Origin of the sequence: Nonomuraea sp. 10N515B (genome assembly GCF_052245915.1) — a bacterium.
Classification (GTDB): domain Bacteria; phylum Actinomycetota; class Actinomycetes; order Streptosporangiales; family Streptosporangiaceae; genus Nonomuraea.
Window position 1 is genome coordinate 71,346 of sequence record NZ_JBQQBQ010000029.1, and the last position, 22,963, is coordinate 94,308.

At 69.8% G+C, this 22,963-nt stretch carries 20 protein-coding genes and 1 pseudogene; 11 read left to right on the forward strand and 10 right to left on the reverse strand.

Annotation, left to right across the window (positions count from 1 at the left end; genetic code table 11):
* Positions 1-2: 2 nt before the first annotated feature.
* The 3 genes and pseudogenes from ACTWQA_RS34600 to ACTWQA_RS34610 all read right to left on the reverse strand — a co-directional run bounded on the left by ACTWQA_RS34600 (position 3) and on the right by ACTWQA_RS34610 (position 1,044).
* On the reverse strand, positions 3-320 hold the full coding sequence (locus ACTWQA_RS34600) for a DUF3140 domain-containing protein (RefSeq protein ID WP_443163185.1): 318 nt from the start codon (positions 318-320) through the stop codon (positions 3-5).
* Positions 321-349: 29 nt separating this feature from the next.
* A pseudogene (locus ACTWQA_RS34605) lies at positions 350-727 on the reverse strand (LuxR C-terminal-related transcriptional regulator); the annotation flags it as partial.
* A gap of 38 nt (positions 728-765) precedes the next feature.
* The gene (locus tag ACTWQA_RS34610; protein WP_443163186.1) at positions 766-1,044 is read right to left on the reverse strand and encodes an ATP-binding protein; all 279 of its coding nucleotides are present in this window, start codon (positions 1,042-1,044) and stop codon (positions 766-768) included.
* 71 nt (positions 1,045-1,115) lie between these two features.
* On the opposite strand from ACTWQA_RS34610, the gene ACTWQA_RS34615 reads away from it, so the two are divergent.
* The gene (locus ACTWQA_RS34615; RefSeq protein WP_443163187.1) at positions 1,116-1,322 is read left to right on the forward strand and encodes a hypothetical protein; all 207 of its coding nucleotides are present in this window, start codon (positions 1,116-1,118) and stop codon (positions 1,320-1,322) included.
* 234 nt (positions 1,323-1,556) lie between these two features.
* On the opposite strand, the gene ACTWQA_RS34620 is transcribed toward ACTWQA_RS34615, so the two are convergent.
* The 4 genes from ACTWQA_RS34620 to ACTWQA_RS34635 all read right to left on the reverse strand — a co-directional run bounded on the left by ACTWQA_RS34620 (position 1,557) and on the right by ACTWQA_RS34635 (position 4,836).
* Positions 1,557-2,282, reverse strand: coding sequence for a CAP domain-containing protein (locus ACTWQA_RS34620; protein WP_443163188.1), 726 nt, complete (start codon positions 2,280-2,282; stop codon positions 1,557-1,559).
* 116 nt (positions 2,283-2,398) lie between these two features.
* Positions 2,399-3,421: a LacI family DNA-binding transcriptional regulator gene (locus ACTWQA_RS34625; RefSeq protein WP_443163189.1), complete on the reverse strand. Its 1,023-nt coding sequence runs from the start codon at positions 3,419-3,421 to the stop codon at positions 2,399-2,401.
* A 67-nt stretch (positions 3,422-3,488) separates the two neighbouring features.
* Positions 3,489-3,758, reverse strand: a complete 270-nt coding sequence (locus tag ACTWQA_RS34630; RefSeq protein WP_443163190.1) for a sulfurtransferase TusA family protein — start codon at positions 3,756-3,758, stop codon at positions 3,489-3,491.
* Positions 3,759-3,822: 64 nt separating this feature from the next.
* Positions 3,823-4,836 (reverse strand): LacI family DNA-binding transcriptional regulator, encoded by a 1,014-nt coding sequence (locus ACTWQA_RS34635; RefSeq protein WP_443163191.1) that lies wholly within the window; start codon positions 4,834-4,836, stop codon positions 3,823-3,825.
* 111 nt (positions 4,837-4,947) lie between these two features.
* On the opposite strand from ACTWQA_RS34635, the gene ACTWQA_RS34640 reads away from it, so the two are divergent.
* The 6 genes from ACTWQA_RS34640 (at position 4,948) to ACTWQA_RS34665 (ending at position 15,801) form a co-directional block, all read left to right on the forward strand.
* Positions 4,948-6,228, forward strand: coding sequence for an ABC transporter substrate-binding protein (locus ACTWQA_RS34640; protein WP_327587760.1), 1,281 nt, complete (start codon positions 4,948-4,950; stop codon positions 6,226-6,228).
* Positions 6,225-7,139 carry a carbohydrate ABC transporter permease gene (locus ACTWQA_RS34645; protein WP_443163192.1) on the forward strand — a complete coding sequence of 305 codons (915 nt, stop codon included), beginning with the start codon at positions 6,225-6,227 and terminating at the stop codon, positions 7,137-7,139. Before ACTWQA_RS34640 ends, ACTWQA_RS34645 begins: the two co-directional genes overlap by 4 nt.
* Complete coding sequence (locus ACTWQA_RS34650; RefSeq protein ID WP_443163193.1) at positions 7,136-7,900, forward strand: carbohydrate ABC transporter permease; 765 nt, start codon at positions 7,136-7,138, stop codon at positions 7,898-7,900. The genes ACTWQA_RS34645 and ACTWQA_RS34650 overlap by 4 nt, the downstream gene beginning before the upstream one ends.
* Positions 7,893-9,689 (forward strand): glycoside hydrolase family 127 protein, encoded by a 1,797-nt coding sequence (locus tag ACTWQA_RS34655; protein ID WP_443163194.1) that lies wholly within the window; start codon positions 7,893-7,895, stop codon positions 9,687-9,689. The genes ACTWQA_RS34650 and ACTWQA_RS34655 overlap by 8 nt, the downstream gene beginning before the upstream one ends.
* Positions 9,690-9,787: 98 nt before the next feature.
* Complete coding sequence (locus ACTWQA_RS34660) at positions 9,788-13,699, forward strand: galactose-binding domain-containing protein (protein WP_443163195.1); 3,912 nt, start codon at positions 9,788-9,790, stop codon at positions 13,697-13,699.
* A gap of 65 nt (positions 13,700-13,764) precedes the next feature.
* Positions 13,765-15,801, forward strand: coding sequence for a histidine kinase (locus ACTWQA_RS34665; RefSeq protein WP_443163196.1), 2,037 nt, complete (start codon positions 13,765-13,767; stop codon positions 15,799-15,801).
* 47 nt (positions 15,802-15,848) lie between these two features.
* Here ACTWQA_RS34665 and ACTWQA_RS34670 read toward each other — a convergent pair whose 3' ends face one another.
* On the reverse strand, positions 15,849-16,490 hold the full coding sequence (locus tag ACTWQA_RS34670; RefSeq protein ID WP_443163197.1) for a TetR family transcriptional regulator: 642 nt from the start codon (positions 16,488-16,490) through the stop codon (positions 15,849-15,851).
* Between the two features lie 96 nt (positions 16,491-16,586).
* Here ACTWQA_RS34670 and ACTWQA_RS34675 point away from each other — a divergent pair, with 96 nt between their 5' ends.
* From ACTWQA_RS34675 to ACTWQA_RS34685, 3 genes are read left to right on the forward strand one after another with little or no spacing between them, the layout of a single operon-like run.
* On the forward strand, positions 16,587-17,051 hold the full coding sequence (locus ACTWQA_RS34675; RefSeq protein WP_327590971.1) for a 2Fe-2S iron-sulfur cluster-binding protein: 465 nt from the start codon (positions 16,587-16,589) through the stop codon (positions 17,049-17,051).
* Positions 17,048-18,037: an FAD binding domain-containing protein gene (locus ACTWQA_RS34680; protein ID WP_443163198.1), complete on the forward strand. Its 990-nt coding sequence runs from the start codon at positions 17,048-17,050 to the stop codon at positions 18,035-18,037. The genes ACTWQA_RS34675 and ACTWQA_RS34680 overlap by 4 nt, the downstream gene beginning before the upstream one ends.
* On the forward strand, positions 18,034-20,292 hold the full coding sequence (locus tag ACTWQA_RS34685; protein WP_443163199.1) for a xanthine dehydrogenase family protein molybdopterin-binding subunit: 2,259 nt from the start codon (positions 18,034-18,036) through the stop codon (positions 20,290-20,292). Before ACTWQA_RS34680 ends, ACTWQA_RS34685 begins: the two co-directional genes overlap by 4 nt.
* Here ACTWQA_RS34685 and ACTWQA_RS34690 read toward each other — a convergent pair.
* Complete coding sequence (locus ACTWQA_RS34690) at positions 20,270-20,824, reverse strand: TetR/AcrR family transcriptional regulator (RefSeq protein WP_443163200.1); 555 nt, start codon at positions 20,822-20,824, stop codon at positions 20,270-20,272. The two genes, ACTWQA_RS34685 and ACTWQA_RS34690, sit on opposite strands and share 23 nt — an antisense overlap.
* A 71-nt stretch (positions 20,825-20,895) precedes the next feature.
* Between ACTWQA_RS34690 and ACTWQA_RS34695 the strand changes: the two genes are divergently transcribed.
* Positions 20,896-21,345 (forward strand): nuclear transport factor 2 family protein, encoded by a 450-nt coding sequence (locus tag ACTWQA_RS34695; RefSeq protein WP_443163201.1) that lies wholly within the window; start codon positions 20,896-20,898, stop codon positions 21,343-21,345.
* On the opposite strand, the gene ACTWQA_RS34700 is transcribed toward ACTWQA_RS34695, so the two are convergent.
* Entirely contained in the window at positions 21,338-22,621 is a 1,284-nt protein-coding gene (locus tag ACTWQA_RS34700; protein WP_443163202.1) for an ArsB/NhaD family transporter, read from the reverse strand. The genes ACTWQA_RS34695 and ACTWQA_RS34700 overlap by 8 nt on opposite strands.
* Positions 22,622-22,963: the final 342 nt, after the last annotated feature.

A 22,963-nucleotide genomic window follows, 5' to 3' on the forward strand; every position in this document is an offset into this window, starting at 1 on the left:
GCTCATCCTCTCAGCGGATCGTGCCCGACGGTCATAAGCTCGCGCCGCGAGTCGTCGTCCGTCCGGTCGCCCATGGTCTCGACAAGCTCGACGACCTGCCGCATGACGTCCAGGTCATCCTTGGTCAGATCGCCCTTCCGCTTGCTCAGGACGTGGAGGACGCCCCGCCCCAGCTCATCGATGCCCAAGTCGGGGTCAGGGGGGAAGCTCTTCTCGTCCGAGGCGTCGGCCAGCAGGTACGCGCGCAGCTCCTCGGAGCTCATGTTGACCACGCGGTGGAACTCTTCCCAGAGCATGTCGTTGTCGAAGCCCTCAGTCATAGGGCCTCGTCTACCCGTTGCTCCTCGCGTTACGCACCCGGCACGGCCAGCCCCGACTCGTACGCGGCGATCACGGCCTGCACCCGATCCCGCAGCCCCAGCTTGCTCAGCACGTTGCTGACGTGCGTCTTTACCGTATGCTCGCTGACCACCATGGCCTCGGCGATCTCCGCGTTGGACAGCCCGCGCGCGATCAGCAGCAGCGACTCGCCGGCCGCCACCACCCGCACCGCGTTCACCAGCTCGTCGCGCCGCACGTCCTTGAGCAGGAAGCCGCTCGCCCCCGCCCGCAGCGCGTCGAACACGTAGTCGTCCAGGTCGAACGTGGTCAGCATCAACACCCGGCACCCGCTCTCCGCGCACACGATCCTGGCCGCCTCGATGCCGTCCATCCTGGGCATGCGGATGACGAGCTCCTGATCGTCGGCCACCACGACGTGCACGGTCATGACGCCGCCAGCGGCAGCCGTACCGACACCGCGAAGCCCGGACCATCCTGGCGCGGCCCGGCCGTGGCCGCGCCGCCGTAGGCCGTGGCCCGCTCACGGATGCCGATCAGCCCGTTCCCGCCGGAGGGGAGTGCCCGTCCCGCGCCCGTCCCGTTGTCGGTGATGTCGATCATCAGGGTGTGGTCCTCCCAGGTGAGCCGGATGTCGGCGCGGTCCGCGCCGGAGTGCTTGACGATGTTGGTGAGCGCCTCCTGGGTGATCCGGTACGCGGCCACCGCGCAGTCGGACGCGAGCGGGCGCGGCTCGCCGGACTCGGTGAGCCGCGCCCGAGGCGATCGCGTCGAACGTGGCCTCCGCCTTGTCCGGGTCGCTCCGGACGACCACGGGCCCGGCCTCGGCCTGCGTCCGCGGCCCGCACCACAAGGGCTACCAGTCCGTGCCCGCGGACTTCGAGGACGCCATCGCCTACGGTGCGGGACACGTGGTCGGCATGACCGCGACCAGCGTCACCTCGACCTGGGCCTCGGGCGATCTCATCTCCACCGCCGCGTGATGAGCTCAGGCGAAGCAGCGCCTGAGCTCATGATCCAAAAATCAGCTGATTTCGATGAGGTAGGGAGGTACTCAGGCGGTGGTCCGCGCACTCAGTAGAGCATGGAGCCGTGTGGGGGCCGGCTCCCAGGCGTTTGTCGCGAAGGAGGGGACGGCACGTGCCGCGGCTCGGAACGAGCGGTCTGCCAACCGCTGGGCCGATCCGCGGCACGCGCCGGATTCACGCTGGTGCCGTTCAGCGTGCGGCGAAGACCTGGGTCCAATACGAACCTGAGGCGACATAGCCGACGCCGATGTGGGTGTAGGAGCAGTCCAGGATGTTGCGCTTGTGGCCCGGGCTGTTCATCCAGTCGTCCATGACGGCGGCCGCCGAACGCTGACCGTAGGCGATGTTCTCGCCCCACGAGCTGACGGGTGAGAAGCCCGCGGCCGCGATGCGGTCATCGGCCTCTTTCCCGGTGGGTGAGGTGTGGTCGAAGTAGTCCTTGGCGACCATGTCCTGGGAGTGGCCGTAGGCGGCCCGGCGGAGCTTGCCGTCGTGCTGGAGGGGCTTGCATCCGGCCTTGGCCCGCTGCGCGTTCGCCAGAGTCACGACCTGGTTCTCAAGCGTCGTGCCGACGGTTGACGGCTTCGACGTCGAGCGGGCGGACGGGGACCGGGTGGTCTTCGAGGGCCTTGGGGCGGCTGTCGGCTTCTTGGGGGCTACGGGCTTGCGGGTGGCGGTGGGCCGGGGGGTGGCCTTCCTGGTCGGGGTCCCGGCGGTCGTGGGTTCGGGGGTGATCTCCACGCCGGCGTAGTGGCCAGGAGCAGCTGGGGGCGAGGCGGACTCGCGCGTGGCGGTGGAGGCCATGTCCTGGGCGGAGGTCTGCACCGAAACGGCGGCGAGCAGCCCTACCCCAACCAGTGCCAGAGACGCCGCACCGACGCCGAGCCCGGTTGCGAGCTTTCTGCTGAACGGCACGACGAACCTCCTCGGTGCCAATCGCCTTCGACCCCACGCAGGGCGAACAGGATGAAACGGGCGCTACTGTAGCATCCGCCGACCTGTTTATGGCTGAATGCGGTGTTTAGTCGGATTTACACCCTTGCTGGCGCGGGCGCGGGTCCCGTGCTGCCGCGCGGCGTCAGCACCCCCGCCTGGTCCTCGTACGGCGGCACGCTCTCGCCCGCGATCAAGGCCAGCAACCGCTGGGCCGCGTGTGCCCCGTAGGCCGGGATGTCGCGGGTGAGCGCCGTCAGCGGCGGCCGTACGACCTGGGCCAGCGGCGAGTCGTCCCAGGCCACGATCGAGAGGTCGTCCGGCACCCGCACCCGCATCTCCTGCGCGACGGACAGGCCCGCCACCGCCATGATGTCGTTGTCGTAGATGATCGCGGTGGGCCGGTCGGGTGAGCTGAGCAGCCGACGGGTGGCCCGGGCGCCTTCGTCGCCGGTGTAGTCGGTGTGCACGGTGACGTGCTCGGCCGCTCCCTGGCAGGCCTCGGCGAACGCCTGGTCGCGGACGGCGGTGTGGACCAGCTCCGGCAGCCCCGCCACCCGGGCGATGCGGCGGTGGCCGAGCGCCACGAGATAGCCGACGGTCTCGCGGACGGCCTGGCCGTCGTCTGACCAGATGGCCGACAACGAGCCGGACTGGGAGGGATGGCCGATGACGACGACCGGCATGCCGAGCCGCTCCAGCTCCGTCACGCGGGCGTCGGCATAGTGCAGGTCGACGAGGAAGACGCCGTCGATGCGGCTCTCGCCCCACCAGCGCCGGTAGACCTCGCTCTCCTTCTGGTGGCTGGTGACCACCTGGAGCAGCAGCGCGTACGACCGGTCGGCGAGCACGCCCTCGATGCCGCTGATCAGCTCCATGAAGAACGGCTCGACGCCCAGGATCCTGGCAGGACGGCACAGCGCGAGGCCGACGCAGTTGGCCCGGGCGCCGTTGAGCGCTCGGGCGGCGCTGTTGGGCCGCCAGCCGATCTCGTCGGCGATGGCGATGATCCTGGCCCGCGTCGCTTCGGACACCCCCGGCTGGCCGTTGAGCGCGTAGGACACCGCCACCTTGGAGACGCCCGCCCGGCTGGCGATGTCGGCGATCGTCGGTCGCTTCACGGACTTCCTCTCTGAACCGGGTAATCACTCATACTGTAGGCCAACCCGGATCGGAGGCATTAACCGATTAAGCCACGTGCCAAGGTCTCGCGTCGTCGGTCTCCTCGGCGGCCCCGGCCACGCGCAATGCGTACGTGGGGCGCTCGGCGCCCTCCACCGGCCCCAGATACGTGTGCCCGGTCAGGTGGCACCAGGCGGGCAGGTCCACGGGCGCGGCCGGGTCGATGGCGATCAGGTGGATGACCGCGCCGGGACCGGCCCGGCGCACGTGGCCGCGCAGCTCGATGAGCAGCTGAACGCACAGCTTGTCGCCGCCGTCCACAACGAGATCAGGCATATGCCTAGGAAACCACCCCGGCAGAGCGATCCCGCACGCGGTCACCACGCGCTCAAGGTGACGATCAGGAGACGCCGGGCGGGGACGTGGAGTCGCGGATGACGAGCTGGCAGGGCATCTTGTGCACGCCGGGCGTCGCCTTGCCGTCGATGGCCGCGAACAGGTGCTGGGCCGCCGTCCTGCCGAGCAGCTCCAGGTTCATGTCCACAGTCGTCAGCGCCGGCCGGGTCTCGGTGGACAGCACCTCCCAGTTGTCGTAGCCGACCACCGCGATGTCGTCGGGCACCCGCCGCCCCCGCTCCCGCGCCGTCTCCACGAACCCGGCCGCGACCTGGTCGCTGCCGCAGAAGACGGCGTCGATCTCGGGCTCGGCCATGAGCAGCATCTCGGCCGCGTGCCGCCCCCACCGCTGCGACCACGGCCCCGACAACGTCTGGCCGACCTGCTCGAGACCGGCCTCGGCGAGCGCCAGGCGCAGCCCTTCCTCGCGGTCTCGCGCGGCCTTGTAGTGGGTAGGCCCCGTGATGTGCGCGATCTTGCGGCGTCCCATGGCCAGCAGGTGTTTGACGGCCATGGCCGCGGCCCCCACGTCGTCCGGCACGAACGACACGTCGCCGGGATCCTCGGAGGGCCCGTACGCGTACACGACCGGCACCGGCAGGTCCTTGCTCACCGACGGCCGCGGGTTGGTGCTCTCGCCCACCACGATCAGCCCGTCCACCCGGCGCGACAACAGCGCCCGCAGATGGTACTGCTCCCTGATCGCGTCGCCCCGCGCGTCACACAGCAGCACGGCCATCTCGCCGGCCCCGAACGCGTTCTCCGCGCCGAGCAGCACCGGGATGCCGAACCGGCCGACGCTGTCGGAGGTCAGCAGGCCCACGGTGCGGGTCTGGCCCGACAACAGTCCCCTGGCCAGAGCGTTCGGCTGGAAGGAGAGCTCCGCCGCGGCGGCCAGCACGCGCTCGCGCGTGGCCGCGCGCACATCCTGGCGCCCGTTGAGCGCCTTGGACGCCGTGGCGATCGACACCCCCGCCAGCGAGGCCACATCACTGATGGTCGCCCGCCTAGTCGCCATTCTTCGAAACCCTTTTCGGTCGCCTGTGAACTGCATAGAACCCTAACACCCATTGACAGTGAGACAGGTTTCTTCTACGTTTCCGAAAACCTTTAAGTCCAGGAGCACATCATGAGACGAAGGCTGGCCGGGATCTCCCTCCTCGGTGTGTTAGCGCTCACAGCAGCGGCCTGCGGCAGCAGCGGCGGAGGCGGCGGTGGTGGGGGCAGCACGCAAGCAGCGGACAGTCCCGTGACGATCACGATGTGGACCCGCGCCGCCACGCAGGCGCAGAGCGAGCGGCTGGTCCAGGAGTACAACAAGACCCACAAGAACCAGGTGAAGCTCACCGTCATCCCCACGGACAACTACCAGCCGCGCATCGCCGCCGCGGCCGGCGCCAAGCAGTTGCCCGACGTGTTCGCGGCCGACGTCATCTTCGTCCCGAACTACACCTCCCAGGGCCTGTTCATGGACATCACGGACAGGGTCTCCGCGCTACCGTACAAGGCCGGGCTCGCACCCTCGCATATGAAGCTCGGCACGCTCGACGGCAAGATGTACACCCTGCCGCACACCCTCGACCTGTCGGTCTGGTTCTGGAACAAGGACCTGTACCAGAAGGCCGGGCTCGACCCCGAGCAGGGCCCGAAGACGCTGAAGGAGTTCGCTCAGCACGCCACCACCATCCAGGAGAAGCTGGGCAAGGACGGCAAGGTCCACGGCACGTTCTTCGGCGGCAACTGCGGCGGCTGCTACGTCTTCACGTTCTGGCCGTCCGTCTGGGCGGCCGGCGGTCAGATCATGAACCCCGACGGCACGCAGTCGCTCAACGACCAGCCCGCGATGACCGACGTCTTCAAGATCTACCGCGAGCTGTACGAGAAGAAGGCCACCGGCCCGACGACCAAGGAGGAGCAGGGCCCGACCTGGACCGGCTTCTTCCCCAAGGGCGAGATCGGCGTCATGCCGATGCCCTCGACCACGCTCGGCCAGATGCCCAAGGACATGAAGATCGGCGTCACCCCGATCGCCGGTCCCGACGGCGGCGAGTCGACGTTCGTCGGCGGCGACTCCATCGGCATCTCCTCCACCAGCAAGAACGCCGACGCCGCGTGGGAGTTCCTGTCCTGGACGGTCTCCGACCAGGCCCAGGTCGAGGTCATGGCCAAGAACAAGGACGTGCTCGCCCGTACCGACCTGGCCGGCAACAAGTACTCCGCCGAGGACCCGCGCGTGGTGATGATCAACTCGCTGGTGGCCAAGGGCCAGACCCCGTTCGCCCTGCGCTTCGGGCAGACGTTCAACGACCCGCAGGGCCCGTGGCTGCGCTTCGCCCGCGAGGCCGTGTTCGGTGACACGTCGAAACTCCCGCAGCTCAACACCGAGATCACGAAGTCGCTGCAACAATGACCTTGACGATCACGCGATCCGGGCGGCGGCCGGCACACTCCGCGCCGTCCGCCCGGTGGCGGAGCAGGAAAGTCCAGGGCTGGCTGTACGCGGCGCCGACGGCCGTCATCGTGGGCGTGCTCTTCATCGCGCCCCTGGTGCTGGTCGTCTGGATGTCGCTCAACCGCTGGCCCCTGCTCGGCCAGGCCACGTTCAACGCCCCCACGAACTACCTCAAGATCGCTGACAACCCGCTCTTCGTCGACGCCGTCCTGTTCACCCTCAAGTACACCGCCATCACCACCGTCGTGCTGTCCGCGGCGGCGATGGGCCTGGCCCTGCTGGTGCAGGACCGCAAGCCGGGCATCGCGTTCTTCAGGACGGCGTTCTTCCTGCCCGGCGCGGTCGGCTTCGCCGCAGCCGGGCTGCTGTTCTACGGCATGCTGAACAACGACTTCGGCCCCATCGACCCCATGCTCCAGTCGCTGGGCATCACCGACGAGCCCGTGAAGTGGATCGGCACGCCCAACATGGCGCTGTTCTCCACGATCACGCTGGTGATCTGGCGCTTCGCCGGGTTCAACATGCTCATCCTGCTGACCGGCCTGCAGGCCATCCCGACCGAGGTGTACGAGGCCGCGCGCAGCGACGGCGCCAACCGCTGGCAGGTGTTCACCAAGATCACGCTGCCGCTGCTGCGCCCGACGCTGGCGTTGATGCTCATCCTCAGCGTCACGGGCTCGCTGCTGGCCTTCGACCAGTTCTTCGTCTTCACCAACGGCGGACCGGACAACAGCACGGTGTCCATGGTCATGGTCGTCTACCGAGACGCGTTCTTCCGTTTCGACCTCGGCGGCGCCGCGGCGCTGTCGGTCGTGCTGCTCGTGGCCCTCGTCGGGCTCAACACGGTGATGATGCGGAGGCTGCGATGAGCCGTTACCTCACGCTGTCCGCCCTGGCGGTGCTGTTCCTGTTCCCGCTGGTGTGGAGTGGCTACGCCTCGCTGGAGGAGCCGTCCAACTATCTGGAGATGGCCGGCTTCGGCGAGGGCCTGGGCACGTACTCGACCAACAGCGTGCTGGTCTCCGGCATGACCGTGGCGGGCACGCTGGTCGTCTCGGCGCTCGGCGGCTACGGCTTCGCCCGCTTCGACTTCCCTGGCAAGAACCTGCTGTTCCTCGCCACGCTGGCGATCCTCATGGTGCCGTACGCGACGATCCTCATCCCGCTCTACGTGCTGCTCGGCTACATCGGGCTGCAGAACTCGCTGGTGGGGTTGTCGCTGGTGTTCGTGATGTTCCAGTTGCCGTTCGCGCTGTTCATGATGCGCAATGCGTTCGAGGCGCTGCCGCGCGAGCTGGAGGAGGCGGCGCTGGTGGACGGGTGCGGCACCTTCCGCGCCTTCACCAGGATCCTGCTGCACGCCGTGCGGCCCGCGCTGATCACGGTGGGCCTGTTCGCGTTCCTCGCCTCGTGGAACGACTTCTTCGCGCCGCTCATCCTGCTCAACGACGGTGCCTCGTTCACCCTGCCGGTGGCCGTGGTCAGCATGACGCAGCAGACGTTCGGCGCGGTCGACTACGGCATGCTCCAGGCCGGCGTCATGGTCATGGCCTTCCCCTGTCTCATCCTCTTCATCGTGTTGCAGCGCCACTACGTGCGCGGATTCATGTCAGGAGCTCTGCGTGGCTAACCCCGTCCTGCCCTCATCGGGCGTTCTGTCCCCTCTAGGCCTCGACGCGGTACGCCTCTCGCCCGGTTTCTGGGGCGACCGGGTGGCGCTCAACCGCGAGGTCACCATCGCCCACTGCCAGGAATGGGAAGAACGCGAAGGCTGGATCGGCAACTTCCGGGGTGAGCGTCCCCGCAGGGGCCGGGAGTTCAGCGACTCCGAGATCTACAAGCTCCTGGAGGCCATGGCCTGGGCCGACCACCCGGGGCTGCCCGAGCTGGCCGAGACCGTGGCCCAGGCCCAGGAGGGCGACGGCTACATCAACACCCGCTGGTCCGGCAGCCGCTACACCGACTTCGAGTGGGGGCACGAGCTCTACTGCTACGGCCACCTCATCCAGGCCGGGGTCGCCAGGCTGCGCATGCACGGCGAGGACCGGCTCACGCAGGTGGCGGTGCGGGCCGCCGACCACGTCTGCCGCCGCTTCATGGAGGGCACGGAGACCTGCGGCCACCCCGTGATCGAGATGGCGCTCGTCGAGCTCTACCGCGTGACCGGGACGGAGCGGTACCTGGAGATGGCCAAGCGCTTCGTCGAGCGGCGCGGCCTGCCGGCGCTCGCCGAGGTGCACTTCGGCCGCGGCTACTTCCAGGACGACCTGCCAGTCCGTCAGGCGCAGGTGTTCCGCGGGCATGCCGTGCGGGCGCTCTATCTCGCCTCCGGCGTGGTGGACGTGGCCGTCGAGACCGGCGACGAGGAGTTGCTGAAGGCGGTCGAGGCGCAGTGGGAGCGCACGGTCGCCCGGCGTACGCACCTGACCGGCGGCATGGGCTCGCGGCACATCGACGAGTCGTTCGGCGACGACTACGAGCTGCCGCCGGACCGCGCCTACAACGAGACCTGCGCGAGCATCGCCTCCATCATGCTGGCGCACCGGCTGCTGCTGGCCACCGGCGACGTCCGCTACGCCGACCTGGCCGAGCGGACCCTGTACAACATGCTCGCCACCGGGGTCGCGCTGGACGGCCGGTCGTTCTTCTACGCCAACCCGCTGCAGGTACGGGTGCCCGCCGTGCCGCTCGAAGGCGTCAACCACGCCGCCGAGGGCGGGCTGCGCTCGCCCTGGTTCGACGTGTCCTGCTGCCCGAACAACATCGCCCGCACGCTGGCCTCACTGCCCGCCTACATGGCCACGACCGCGGCGGACGGTCTGCAGATCCACCACTTCACGCCGTCGGAGATGCGGCACGGCGACCTGGCGGTGCGGGTGGAGACCGGCTACCCGTGGGACGGCACGGTGACGGTCCGGATGCTGGAGGACGGCGACGGGCGGATCAAGCTGCGCGTCCCCGCCTGGGCCTCGGACGCGACGCTCGCGCACGGGGGGACCGTCCGTGCGGTGACCCCGGGATACGCGGTCGCCGACGGGCCGTGGCGGGCGGGTGACGAGCTCCGGCTGGAGCTGGCGATGTCGCCGCGGTGGACCTTCCCCAACAGCAAGATCGACGCGCTTCGGGGGTGCGCGGCGGTGGAGCGGGGGCCGCTCGTTTACTGCGCGGAGTCGGTGGCCGACGAGCCGCCGCTCGCCGACCTGGCCGTGCGGGTCGAGCCGCCCGTGGAGCACGAGGCGGACGGCGTGGTCCAGCTGGAGGTCGGGGCATCGCTCGGCGACAGCGACGGCGACGGCTGGCCGTATTCGGCGTCGCAGAACGGCCGCGTGGACGCCTCGGACGCGCGGCTGCGGCTCATCCCTTACCACCGGTGGGGCAACCGGGGCCCCGCGACCATGCGTGTCTGGCTGCCGATCTGAACCCTCTGGAGAATGCCATGCGTTTCTTAGCCGTGTTAGCGCTCACAGCCTCTCTTGTCGCGTTACCGACCTCGGCGGTCGCCGTGGATGATCTCGGGATGCCGGTGTTCACGGGTGCCGACCCCGTGCCCGACGAGCCGGTCGGCTACCACCCGCGCAAGATGATGGAGGAGATCTACAAGAAGGAGAAGGGCGGCGACTCGTACTGGATCGACCGCATGCTGGCCCGGCCGGGCGACGATCCGGCCGGCCCGTGGTTGATGACGCGCGGGCGGGCGCTGTTCATGAAGGAGCACGACCCCCGCAAGATCGGGTTCGGCGGGTACGTCGCGTACTGGGAGAGCATCGACAACCGGGACGCGTACACGATCTCGCTCGGCGGCCCGCTCACCGAGGACGTGTCGAAGCGGCTGCAGATGCCCAGCCACTGGACCGGCCAGTACGCCGGGGACGGGCTGTCGGTCGGCGTGATGAAGTTCATCACGCACGAGAACGTGGCCGTGACGACGCTGGAGATCACCAACACCGGGTCGGCGGCGAAGTCGGTCCCGATCACGGTGACCTCGCCCTACACCAGGACGGCCGACGGCGACCGGGAGCTGACCGGCGCCGTCTTCGCCAAGAACAGGCTGACCACGATCTTCCCCAGGCTCAGCGGTGACGGGCTCAAGGTCGACGACGGCACGCTCAAGGGCGCCGTCACGGTCGAGCCGGGCAAGACGGTGCGCACCAAGGTCCGGATGGGCTTCGTCACCGAGGAGCTCGCCGGGTCGCGCGCCGAGTACGACGGCTACAAGGGCCGCTCGCCGGAGCAGGCGCTGCGGCGGCAGCTGCAGGACTACAACGCCTGGTGGGCGGACAACGTCCCCTACACCGACGTGCCCGACGAGAGCATCAAGAAGTTCATCTACTACCGCTGGTGGCTGATGCGCTTCAACTTCCTCGACGCCGACATCCCCGGGAACGACTACCAGTTCCCGACGTCGGTGGAGGGCGCGCTGGGCTACAACAACGCGATCGTGCTGACCGTGCCGATGTTCGTGCAGGACCTGAAGTACCTGCGCGACCCCATCTACTCGTACGGGCCGTGGGTGTCGGCGGGCGAGGTGTCGCGCAACTCCAAGTACACCGACAACCCGGGCGACCCGGAGAACTGGTCGAACAGCTACACGCAGTACATCTCGGCGGCGGCGCTGGAGAGCTACCAGATCCACGGCGGGCAGCCGCAGATCCTGCGGAACCTGGCCCGGTATGCCGAGAAGGACGTCTACGGGCAGCTCAACGCCTACGACTCCAACAAGAACGGCGTCATCGAGTACGACTGGGAGGCCATGACCGGCAACGACGCCGACGCGGTGTCGTTCCACTACTACGACCGGGCGAACGAGCGGCTCGAAGGCGCCTACGTCTACGCCAACGCGATGGCGGCGGCGCAGGCGTACGAGCTGTCGGGCGACCAGGCGAAGGCCACCGAGATGCGCGGGGTGGCCGACAAGGTCAAGAACGGCATCCTCACTCTGCTCTGGGACGAGCAGAACAAGTTGTTCAAGCACCGCGACCTGCAGACCGGCAACCTGATTCCGTGGAAGGAGTCGAACAACTACATCCCGTACGCGACCGGCCTGGTGCCCACCGATGATCCGAAATATCGGGAGGCGCTGCGGTTGTGGGCCGACCCGGCGGAGTATCCGATCTTCCCGGCGTACACCGCCAACCAGAAGGACAAGGCCGAGGCGGCCGAGGCGGGGAACCCGGGCTCGAACAACTTCTCGCAGATCAACTCGACCCGTAACTTCGCCTTCTTCGGCAAGGCGCTGCGGGAGTACCAGACGCCGTACATCACGGCCGACCAGTACAAGCAGCTGCTCTACTGGAACGCCTGGTCGCAGTTTGTCGGCGGGGACACCCGCTACCCCGACGCCAACGAGTTCTGGGCCGACTGGAACAAGACCACCAAGACCATCGGCTACCGCTCCTGGATCCACCACACGATCCTGGGCAGCAGCAACTGGACGGTGATCGAGGACGTCATGGGCCTGCGGCCGCGCTCGGACGGCAAGGTCGAGCTGTGGCCGGTGGACATCGGCTGGGACCACTTCACCGTCAACGGCATCAACTACCGGGGCAACGACCTCAGCATCGTGTGGGACAAGCCCGGCGACGGCAAGACGCACTACGCCGGCGTGCCCGAGGGGTACTCGATCCTCATCGACGGCAAGCGCAAAGTCACCCTCTCCGGTCTCGCGCACGCGGTCTGGGACCCGGCGACCGGCAAGGTCGAAGGCGGCACCGTGGTGTACGCCGAGAAGGCCGCTGCGATGAAGGCCCCCGCCCAGGTCGAGCTCGAGGGCGACCGGGTCGAGGACCTGTTCCAGAAGGCCGGCGTGGACCTGCGCTCCACCCGCCCGAACCTGGTCAAGTCCGCCACCGCCTCCCACGGCGACCCGGCCGGCGCGGTGGACGGGTTCACGATCAACGAGCCGTACTGGGGCAGCAAGGGCTCCGGCAAGGCCCAGGACTGGCTGGAGGTCGACCTCGGCTCGGCCCAGAAGGTCGACCAGGTCAAGCTGTACTTCTATAACGACCGCAAGGCGGCGGGGTACAGCGAGCCCGCCTTCTACTCGGTGCAGTATCAGGACGGCGACACCTGGAAGGACGTGCCGGGGCAGGCCAGGAAACCGGTCTATCCGCGGGCGAACCTCAACGAGGTCCGCTTCCCGGCCGTCACCGCGCAGAAGCTGCGTGTCCTGGTCACCCACCGTCCCGGCTACGCCACCGGCCTGAAGGAGATCCAGGCGTACCAGAGGGGCGCCGACGCGGGCACGGTCACCAACCGGGCCCCGTACGTGGCGGCCGTGGTCGATCCGGCCTTCAGCCGTCCCGGCCAGGTCAGGATCGACGCGGTGGCCAAGGACGACGCGCTGCCGAAGGGCTCGCTCACCACGCAGTGGGCCAAGGTCGACGGGCCCGGTGAGGCGTTCTTCACAGATCCGATGGGCACGAGCACGGTCGTGTCGTTCTCCGAGCCGGGCACGTACCGGCTCAAGCTCACCGCCTCGGACGGTGAGAAGAGCGGCTCCGCGACCGTGACCGTCACCGCCACGGCCCAGGCCGCGCAGGTGAACGTGGCGCCCAAGGCCACGCCCACCGCCTCCTACACCTCGCCGTGGGAGCGGATCGCGGCGATCAACGACGGCATCGACCCGCCGCGCTCCAACGACGGCGCCAACCCGCGCTGGGGCACCTGGCCGCAGCAGGGCACGCAGTGGGTGCAGCTCGAATGGCCGTCGCCGGTGCGGGTGAACAAGGCCGACGTGTACTTCTTCGACGACGGCGGCGGCGTGCGCCTGCCCGCCTCGTGGAAGATCCAGCAGTGGGACGGGGACTCCTTCGAGGACGTCACCGGCGTCGCCTCCTACCCGACGGCGATCGACGCCTACAACACCGTCTCCTTCGACACCGTCAGCACCTCGAGGCTGCGCGTCCAGCTGGAGGCCGGCGGGGCGTCGCTCGGGTTGCTGGAGGTCAAGGTGTACGAGGTCCCGCCGGACTCCGTGCGCCCCGTGCACGTCCCCACCCTGGTCGACACGCTGCCCAAGCTGCCGGCCACCGTGGAGACCCTGTACGCGGACGGCGCCCGCAGCACCGCCGCCGTCACCTGGCAGCAGGTGACGCCCGACCAGGTGAAGACGGGTGGCACCAGCTTCACCGTCTCCGGGCTCGCCGAGGGCGTGCGCCAGCCCGTCCAGGCCACGGTGTACGTCCGCACCACCGCGGCCGTGACCATCACCTCGATCGCCGAGGAGGCGATCACGACCAAGGCCGGGGCGGCGCCGGTGATGCCGAAGACCGTCGTGGCGACGTACAACGACGGGTCGAAGGACAGCTCGGTCGCCGTCACCTGGGAGGCCATCAGCCCTGATCGGTACGCCCAGCCGGGCACGTTCACCGTGACCGGCCAGGTTCAGGGCACGACCCTCACCGCGAAGGCCACTATCACCGTCCAGTAGCGCCTATTCTGTCCTGGCCCCGCCACATTCGCGGGGCCAGGACAGCGCTTAGGACGGACAAGCCGATGGTCGAATACACCGACCTCTCGGGCCGGGGGAAGGCCGCGCGGGTCGTGGCCGTCCTCATGGCGGTCGTGTCTCCCGTCCTCACCGTCGCCGCGGTGGTCATCTGGAGCCGGCTGCCCGCCGAGTGGATCCCGGCCAGGACCGTGTCGCCCCAGTCGGCCGCCGGGCTGACGTTCCCCGCGGTCGGCGCCTTTCTGCTCTTCCACCGCCCCCGGCTGAACATGGCGTGGCTGATGTGCCTGGGCGGCCTCGCAGCCGGGCTCAGCGACGTCTCCGCCGCGCTGATGTTCCGCGCCGCCTCATCCGGCGACCTGCTCACCGCCGGCTACCTGCGCCTTCCCGCGAACATCGGCTGGGCGGTGTGCGGCGTGCTGCTCACGATGGTGCTGCCGCTGTACTCACCGGACGGCCACCTGCCTTCCAAGCGGTGGCGGGTCGCCCTGGTGCTCGGCTACGCCTCCATCACCGCCAACTTCGTGCGCACGACGTTCCAGCCGCCCCCGCCCCCCGAGGGCTACCCGTTCCCGGTGGTCATCCCCAATCCTCTGCAGATCCCCGCGTTCGCCCCGTACGCGCAGACGATCGCGGTGATCGCCTGGACCGGCATCTACGTCTCCATGGCGCTGGCGGCTCTGTCGCTGGCGTTGCGGATGCGGCACGCGGACCCGATCACCAGGCGGCAGATCGGCTGGCCGCTGCTGGCCTTCACCGGATACATCGTCTTCCTGGTCGCCGCCGCGTTCGACCAGGACCTGATGTGGCCCGCGGTCGCCTGGGCCGCGCTCGTCCCGGTCGCGGTCGCGTTCTCGGTGATGCGTTACCGGCTCTACGGCATCGACACGGTGATCAGCCGCGCCTTCGTGGCCGCCGGGCTGGTGGCCGCGGTCAGCGCGGTCTACTTCGCCGCCGGCACGTTGTCCAGCGTGCTGGTCTCCGGCTACGGCCAGGTGGCCGGGATCAGCGCCGCGCTCTTCGCCGGAGCGTTCTTCCAGCCACTGCGGCGGGCGCTCCAGCGGGCCGTGGACCGGCTCCTGTACGGCGCCGTCGGCGACCCCGGCGTGCTCGCCGAGCGCCTCACCCAGGCCGTGCGCCGCGGCGATCCGGCCAAGGCGCTGACGTCGGTGGTGAGCGTGCTGCGTGACGGGCTGGCGGTCGAGGGTGTGGCCATCGAGGTGGCCGAGGGCGAGCCCCGCTACGTCGAGAGCGGCCGGGTGGGCGACAGCCCGCGCGAGGTGCCCCTGGTGTGGCACGGGGAGCGCGTCGGCCGCCTGCTCGTCGGACCGCCGGGGCCGCGCCGCTTCCCCGCCGCGCACAACGAGCGGGTGCTGGCCACGCTCACCCCGTACGCCGCCGACGTCGCCCACGCCGTCCGCATGGCCGCCGACCTGCAACGCTCCCGCGAGCGCATCCTGACCACGAGGGAGGAGGAACGCCGCCGCCTGCGGCGCGACCTGCACGACGGGCTCGGCCAGACCCTCTCCGCCATGGCCATGACCATCAACATGGCCAGGCTCAGCCTGAAGAGATCCCCGGAGGCGGCCGACGAGCTGCTCCAGGACCTGCACACCGGGATGAGCGCGGTCACCCGGGACATCCGCGAGCTCGTCTACGGCCTGCGCCCGCCCGCGCTCGACGACCTGGGTCTGGCCAGGGCCGTCCGCGACCTGGCCGGCCAGTCATCGCCGGACACGGAGGTCGAGGTGGACGTCGAGGGCAGCCTGCGTGACCTGCCCGCGGCCGTAGAGGTGGCGGTCTACCGGATCGTCCAGGAGGCCCTGACCAACATCCGCAAGCACGCCGAGGCGTCGCTCGCCCGGATCGTGCTGCAGCGGGAGCAGTCGGTGCTGCGCGTGCTGATCAGCGACGACGGCAAGGGGCTGCCCGCGTCGTATCGGGCGGGTGTGGGCCTCGGCTCGATGCGCGAGCGGGCGGCCGAGCTGGGCGGCATCTGCGTGATCGCCGGCGAGCCCGGCGCGAGCACCCGCGTGGAGGTCATGCTCCCGCTCCTGACCGCGCCGTCCCAAGCGCTGACCTGAGCATGGCGGGTGCCCCTTCCCTTGGGTTAACCGGTTAGGTGAAACCTTCAGCGGAGCGTCGGCAGGCCGGCGGCGAGCGCGCTGAGCATGCGGACGAGCATGGGCACCATCTGGGGGCAGGTGGCGCCGAGCTCGGGGTAACGGGCGTAGACCTCGGCCAGCGTGGGGGAGGGGTTGGCGGCGGGATAGAGCAGGCCGCCCAGGCCGGCGGCGCCCATGACGAGCTCGATCGCCTCGTTGACCGTGAGGTCGGTGATGCCCGCCACCTCGGAGCCCAGCTCGCCGACCACGCCCACCACGGCCCGCTTGAACGTGTACGCCGCCTCGACCGACACGTTGTGCTCCAGGCTGGTGGAGGTGTGGCTGAGCAGGTCGCAGAAGAGCGGCCGCGCGGCCAGCGTCTCCGCCAGCACCGTCACCACCTCGGCTGTGCCGGAGGCATGACGCAACCGCTCGCGCACCGCCTCCGCCCACTGCCCCCACTCCTCGGTGGCCAGGTGGAGGTAGATCTCCTCGCGGGTGCCGAAATAGCGCACGATGTTGGACTTCGCCAGGCCGACGGCCTCCGCGACCGCGCCCAGGCTCACGTTCCGCACGCCGGAGGCCATGGCGAGCTCGCGCGCGGCGTCGAGGATCGCCTCGCGCCGCTGCTGCTTGTGCTCCGGCCGCCTGGCCCTGAGGAAAGTCATCGCGGTCTCAGGATAAGGCCCAGAGTTAAAAGAACGTCGTTCTCTTGTTAAGTGGACGATGTTCTGTTAACGTCCCGAGATGTGACCGAGATACGGATGCGAGTGAACGGCACCGAAGAGAAGCTCGACGTCGAGCCATGGGTCAGCCTGCTCGACGCGCTACGCGAGCGCTTGGGCGTGACGGGCCCGAAGAAGGGCTGCGACCAGGGCGCCTGCGGCGCGTGCACGGTCCTCGCCGACGGCGTGCGGATCAACGCCTGCCTGGCCCTGGCCGTCCAATACGCCGACCGGGAGATCACCACCATCGAGGGCGTGACCCCGCACCCCCTGCAGGAGGCGTTCGTCCGCCACGACGGGCTCCAGTGCGGCTACTGCACCTCGGGTCAGATCTGCTCGGCGATCGCCATGCTCGATGAGTATGCGGCGGGCATGCCGAGCGCGGTCTCCGCAGGCGCTCCGGAGCTCACGGAGGCCGAGATCAGGGAGCGGATGAGCGGCAACCTGTGCCGCTGCGGCGCCTACAACGGCATCGTGGACGCGATCAAGGAAGTGGCCGGATGAGACCGTTCGCGTACGTCAAGGCGCCCGACATCGACGCGGCAGTGCAGGCGGTGGCCGCGGACTCCGGCGCCAAGTTCCTCGGCGGCGGCACCAACCTGGTCGACCTCATGCGCGAGGGCATCGAGCGGCCTCTCACCGTCGTGGACGTCACCGGGCTACCGCTCGACGAGGTGGCCGAGCTGCCCGGCGGCGGCCTCCGGATCGGCGCGCTGGTGCGCAACAGCACTCTGGCCGCCGACCGGCGGGTCCGGACCCGCTATCCAGTGCTGTCGCAGGCGATCCTGGCCGGCGCCTCGGCCCAGCTGCGCAACATGGCCACCGTGGGCGGCAACCTGCTGCAGCGCACCCGCTGCCCCTACTTCTACGACCAGGCGTCGGCCTGCAACAAGCGCGAGCCCGGCGCCGGCTGTGACGCGGTCGGCGGGTTCAACCGCTCCCACGCGATCCTGGGCGTGAGTGACAGTTGCATCGCCACGCATCCGTCGGACATGTCCGTGGCCCTGCTCGCCCTGGACGCCGTCGTCGAGGCCCGCAGCGTGCGCGGCACGCGCCGGATCCCGCTGGCGGACTTTCACCTGCTGCCCGGCGACACGCCGCACGTCGAGACCGCGCTCGCGGCCGACGAGCTGATCACGGCCGTCGAGGTGCCGCCGATCGCCGCCCCTTCCCGCTACCGCAAGGTCCGCGACCGGGCGTCGTACGCGTTCGCGCTGGTCTCCGTGGCCGCGGCGGTGGAGGTGCGGGACGGGACGATCACGGACGTCCGCCTGGCGCTGGGCGGCGTCGCCCCCAAGCCGTGGCGGGCGCGCGAGGCCGAGCAGGCGCTGCTCGGCGGCCCGGCGACCGAGGAGGCGTTCCGCCGGGCGGCCGACGCCGAGCTGGCGGCCGCGACCCTGCGGCCGGGCAACGCGTTCAAGAGCGGCCTGGCCCGCGCCACGATCACGGCCACACTGCGCGAGCTGACCGACGGAGGGGAAGCGGCATGACCACGACCGAGATCGAGCGCGCGACCGGCACGAAATACGTCGGCCGGCCGATCGACCGGCTCGACGGCCGGGCCAAGGCCACCGGCGAGGCCCGCTACGCGGCCGAGCACCACTACCCGGACCTCGCCTACGCCGCGCTGGTCCACGCGACGATCGCCCGGGGCCGCATCACCGCCATCGACACCGCGGCCGCCCGTGCCGTGCCCGGCGTGATCGAGGTGCTCACCCATGAGAACGCCCCCGCCATGAAGCCCTTCAAGGTCAGCCTCCTGGACCCCCTCGGTGCGATGGCCTCCGGGACGTCGGTCAACTACCTGGCCACCGACGAGGTGCACTGGAACGGCCAGCCGGTGGCCGTCGTGGTCGCCGAGACGCACGAGGCCGCGCGGCACGCGGCGTCCATGGTGCGGCCCGCGTACGAGGAGCTGCCGGCCGTGGTGGACTTCTCGGCCGAGGAGCCGAACGCCACCCCGCAGAAGCGCAGCATGCTGTTGGAGAGCGAGGCCGACAAGGGCGACGCGAAGGCCGCGCTGGAGGCCGCGCCGGTGTCGGTGGACTTGCGGTTCACCACGCCGCCGCACAACCACAACGCGATCGAGCCGCACGCCACCACCGCCGCCTGGAACGGCGACCACCTGACCGTGCACGAGGCCACGCAGGGCATCCCGTGGGTGCGCAAGCACCTCGCGCTGCGGTTCGGCGTGCCGGAGCGGAACATCCGTGTGCTGTCACCGTTCGTGGGCGGCGGGTTCGGCGGCAAGGGCCCGATCTGGGCGGGTACGCTGCTCGCCGTGCTGGCCGCGCGGGCGACCCGCCGGCCGGTGCGGCTGGCGCTCACGCGGGCGGGCGTCTACCACACGGTCGGCGGCCGTACCCCCAGCACGCAGCGGGTCGCGCTGGGCGCCGACAGGGACGGCACGCTCACCGCCCTGATCCACACCAGTGTGGCCAGGACGGGAAAGGTCGGGGGTTGGCAGGAGCAGATCACCTCGGCCTCCCGGCATCTCTACGCCGCCCCCAACATTCACCTGCGCCAGCACCTCGTGCAGCTCGACCTGCTCCCCAACATCCCCATGCGGGCGCCGGGCGAGTCCATCGGCACCTTCGCCGTGGAGTCGGCCGTGGACGAGCTGGCCTGGGAGCTCGGTATGGACCCGATCGAGCTGCGCATGCGCAACGAGCCCGAGCGCAACCCGGTGGACGGCAAGCGGTTCGCCCGGCGATTCCTGCGGGAGGCGTACGCACTGGGGGCCGAGCGGTTCGGCTGGAATGAGCGGGACCCTCGGCCCGGCGCCATGCGGGACGGGCGCTGGCTCGTCGGCATGGGCGTCGCCACCGCGTACCACCCCGCGATGCACCTGCCGGTGAGCGCCGCCGTGCGGCTGTCCGCGGACGGCGGGGTCGTGGTGCGCTGCGCCATGGCCGAGATCGGGGTGGGCGCCGCCACGGTGCAGGCGCAGATCGCCGCCGATGAGCTGGGCGTGCCGCTGGAGGCCGTACGCGTCGAGTCCGGCGACTCCGAGCTGCCGCTGGGGGCCATGGCGGGCGGCTCGACGCAGACCGCGAGCGTGGCGTCGAGCGTGCTGGCCGCCTGCCGCAAGCTCAAGGAGTCCGCGCTGGCGCTGGCACGCCGGTCCCCGGACTCGCCGTTGCGCGGCCGGCGGCTGCCCGACCTGGAGGCCCGCGACGGCGGCCTCTTCCACGGGGTGAGCGGCGAGACGTACGCGGCCATCCTGACCCGGGCGGGGCGCGATCACCTGGACGCCGCGATCAAGCCGGGCGCGCTCGGCATGGTGGGGACGCTTCGCGAGATGAGGCGCTGGGTGAAGGCGGCGTGCGGGGCGCAGTTCTGCGAAGTGCGGGTGGACCGGGACACCGGTGAGGTGCGGGTGTCGCGGTGGCTCGGTGTGTTCGACGTCGGCAGGGTGATCAACGCCAAGCTGGTGGCCAGCCAGCTTCGTGGCGGCATCGTGATGGGCATCGGCCTGGCGCTGTCGGAGGAGACGCTGGTCGACCCGCGCACCGGACGGATCGTGAACGCGAGCCTGGGCGAATACCACGTGCCCGTGCACGCCGACATCCCCCGCATCGACGTGCACTGGCTGGACGAGCCGGACCCGACCATGCCGCTCGGACTGGTCGGGGTGGGCGAGGTCGGCATCACCGGGGTCGGGGCCGCCGTCGCGAACGCCGTCCGCCACGCCACCGGCAAGCGAGTGCTCGACCTGCCGATCACGCTCGACAAGCTGCTGTGACGGATGCGGCGGCGGCTTGTCCCGCCGCCCGTGCCACCGTCGCCGCGCCCGCTGGATTCACCATCGCGGTGACGGTGGCCCCGTCGACCAGCACGAGCAACTGCTCGGCCAGCACGTCTGGATCCGCCGCCCCCGCCTCGGCGGCCAGCCCGCGCAAGTAGTCACGCAGCCGCTGCTTGTGCCGCCACACCACCTCACGCACGGGCTCCGACGAGGTGCCCAGCTCCCCGTAGGCATTGACGAACCCGCACCCGCGGAAGTCGTCCTCGCCGAACCAGCGCTCCAGCCACTCGAACACGGCGGAGATCGCGTTCTGCCGCCCCTCGACGTAGGCGGTCAGCGAGGACATCCACCGTTCGTCCCGCCGCTCCAGATACGCCACGACCAGCGCCTCCTTGGACGGGAAACTCTGGTAGAGCCGCTTGAGCGACACCCCGGACGCGGCGCGCACGTCGTCCATGCCCACCGCCTGCAGGCCGCGCCGGTAGAACAGCTCGCCCGCCGCGACGAGAACCCGCTCCGCGTGTTCCATGCCACCTCACTTGCGTTGGAGAACGGTCGTTCTCTACGATACCGGAGAACGCACGTTCTCCAGGAGGATCCATGACCCGTCCACCCGTCCCACCGTTCACCGAGGAGACCGCCCGCATCAAAGTCCAGGCCGCCGAGGACGCCTGGAACACCCGCGACCCGGACCGCGTCGCGCTGGCGTACACAGAGGACTCCGTCTGGCGCAATCGCGGCGAGTTCGTGAAGGGCCGCGACGAGATCAGGGAGTTCCTGCGCGGCAAGTGGGACAGGGAGCTGGACTACGCATTGCGCAAGGACCTGTGGGCGTTCTCCGGCAACCGCATCGCGGTCCGCTTTCAGTACGAGTCCCGCGACGCCTCCGGGCAGTGGTGGCGCAGCTACGGCAACGAGCAGTGGGAGTTCGACGAGTCCGGGCTGATGCGGCGCAGGGAGGCGAGCATCAACGACGTGCCCATCGACGAGAGCGAGCGCCGCATCTTCGGCCCGCGCCAGGGGACCGAAGGGCCGTTGCCGCTCAGGTGAGGTAACGCAGCCACAGGTACGGCGTCGACAGCGCGACGGTCACGAACGTCACCACGATCCCGTATTTGGTGAACTGCCAGAAGCTGATCGGGGTGCCGTTGCGGGCGGCGATGCCGAGGATCACCACGTTGGCCGCCGCGCCGACGGCCGTGGCGTTGCCGCCCAGGTCGGCGCCGATGGCCAGGGCCCACCAGAACACCTGGGCCCCGTCGTTCGCCTGGGCCAGGTCGGCGACGATGGGGCTCATGGTGGCGACGTACGGGATGTTGTCGATGACCGCCGACAGCCCGGTGGAGGCCCAGAGCAGCAGCATGGTCGTGAGCGCCAGCTGACCCTGGGTGGCCTGCGCCGCCGCCTCCGAGACCTGCCGGATCACCCCCGTCTCCACCAGCGCCCCGACCATCACGAACAAACCCGCGAAGAACACCAGGGTCGGCCACTCGACCTCGCGGATGGCCTGCTCGGTCGTCACCTTGGTCGCCGCCACCAGCGCCCCGGCACCGAGCAGCGCCACGACCGACGGCTCGTAGTGCAGCACCGGATGCAGCACGAACGCCGCCATCACCAGCGTCAGCACCGCCAGCGACTGCCAGAGCAGCCTGCGGTCGGCGATGGCCTCCCGCTCGTTCAACGACATGATCTCCGCAGCCAAGTCCGGGTCGTACGTGAACGACTTCCTGAACAACCACCGGCACAACCCGACGAACACCGCGACCAGCACGATGATCAGCGGCGCCATGTGGATGAGGAAGTCGTTGAAGGTCAGCCCGGCACGGCTGGCGATGATGACGTTCGGCGGGTCGCCGATCAGGGTGGCGGCGCCGCCGATGTTGGACGCCATGGCCTCGGCGATGAGGAACGGCGCCACCGACAGGCTGAGCCGCTCGCACACCAGGAACGTCACCGGCGCGATCAGCAACACTGTCGTCACGTTGTCCAGGAGCGCCGACGCGGCCGCAGTGATCACGATCAACAGCGCCATGAGCCGGAACGGCCTGCCCTTGGCCCGCTTGGCCGCCCAGATGGCGAGGAACTCGAAGACGCCGGTCTGCTTGAGCACGCCGACGATGATCATCATGCCGAGCAGCAGGAAGATCACATTCCAGTCGATCCCGCTGGCCTCGTCGAAGAACGCGGCGCCGGCGTCGGTGGCGTGGACCAGCAGCATGATCCCGGCCCCGCCGAGCGCCGCCGCCACCCGGTGCACCTTCTCGGTGGCGATCAGCGTGTACGCGGCGAGAAAGGCGGCCACTGCCACCCAGGCCGTAACCGTCAAGGCGTCTCCAGGATCAGAGCGTGGACCGCCGATTCGGACTTTCGGCCCACCTGCCGCCATAACCTATCAAGCATCGTCGCGTTCCAGCCTCGACAATCGCTTGCACGATCTCTCGCTCCGAGCCCATGGACGCCGCACTTCAGTTGCAGCAAACGATTGCAACAAAACTGCACAGCCTACGCATTGACTGTCTTCACAATCGGCTGCATAAAGGTGTGAAGCTCGCGAGTTTACGCGCAACACCACATCCAGTGAGGGACCCGTTCATGCCGCGACGGGTTCCGGTTCGCCACTGCGATCGGGCGCGTACACCCCTCGCGAGGGTCGAGTGCGCCCGGTCGC

Excerpts from the sequence above, each read along its gene's own strand:
- ACTWQA_RS34695 (WP_443163201.1), top strand. The coding sequence starts at position 20,896 with ATGACCCGTCCACCCGTCCCACCGTTCACCGAGGAGACCGCCCGCATC.
- ACTWQA_RS34685 (WP_443163199.1), top strand. The coding sequence starts at position 18,034 with ATGACCACGACCGAGATCGAGCGCGCGACCGGCACGAAATACGTCGGC.
- ACTWQA_RS34675 (WP_327590971.1), top strand. The coding sequence starts at position 16,587 with ATGCGAGTGAACGGCACCGAAGAGAAGCTCGACGTCGAGCCATGGGTC.
- ACTWQA_RS34645 (WP_443163192.1), top strand. The coding sequence starts at position 6,225 with ATGACCTTGACGATCACGCGATCCGGGCGGCGGCCGGCACACTCCGCG.
- ACTWQA_RS34690 (WP_443163200.1), bottom strand. The coding sequence starts at position 20,824 with ATGGAACACGCGGAGCGGGTTCTCGTCGCGGCGGGCGAGCTGTTCTAC.
- ACTWQA_RS34650 (WP_443163193.1), top strand. The coding sequence starts at position 7,136 with ATGAGCCGTTACCTCACGCTGTCCGCCCTGGCGGTGCTGTTCCTGTTC.
- ACTWQA_RS34630 (WP_443163190.1), bottom strand. The coding sequence starts at position 3,758 with ATGCCTGATCTCGTTGTGGACGGCGGCGACAAGCTGTGCGTTCAGCTG.
- ACTWQA_RS34665 (WP_443163196.1), top strand. The coding sequence starts at position 13,765 with ATGGTCGAATACACCGACCTCTCGGGCCGGGGGAAGGCCGCGCGGGTC.
- ACTWQA_RS34640 (WP_327587760.1), top strand. The coding sequence starts at position 4,948 with ATGAGACGAAGGCTGGCCGGGATCTCCCTCCTCGGTGTGTTAGCGCTC.
- ACTWQA_RS34635 (WP_443163191.1), bottom strand. The coding sequence starts at position 4,836 with ATGGCGACTAGGCGGGCGACCATCAGTGATGTGGCCTCGCTGGCGGGG.
- ACTWQA_RS34670 (WP_443163197.1), bottom strand. The coding sequence starts at position 16,490 with ATGACTTTCCTCAGGGCCAGGCGGCCGGAGCACAAGCAGCAGCGGCGC.
- ACTWQA_RS34680 (WP_443163198.1), top strand. The coding sequence starts at position 17,048 with ATGAGACCGTTCGCGTACGTCAAGGCGCCCGACATCGACGCGGCAGTG.
- ACTWQA_RS34600 (WP_443163185.1), bottom strand. The coding sequence starts at position 320 with ATGACTGAGGGCTTCGACAACGACATGCTCTGGGAAGAGTTCCACCGC.
- ACTWQA_RS34660 (WP_443163195.1), top strand. The coding sequence starts at position 9,788 with ATGCCGGTGTTCACGGGTGCCGACCCCGTGCCCGACGAGCCGGTCGGC.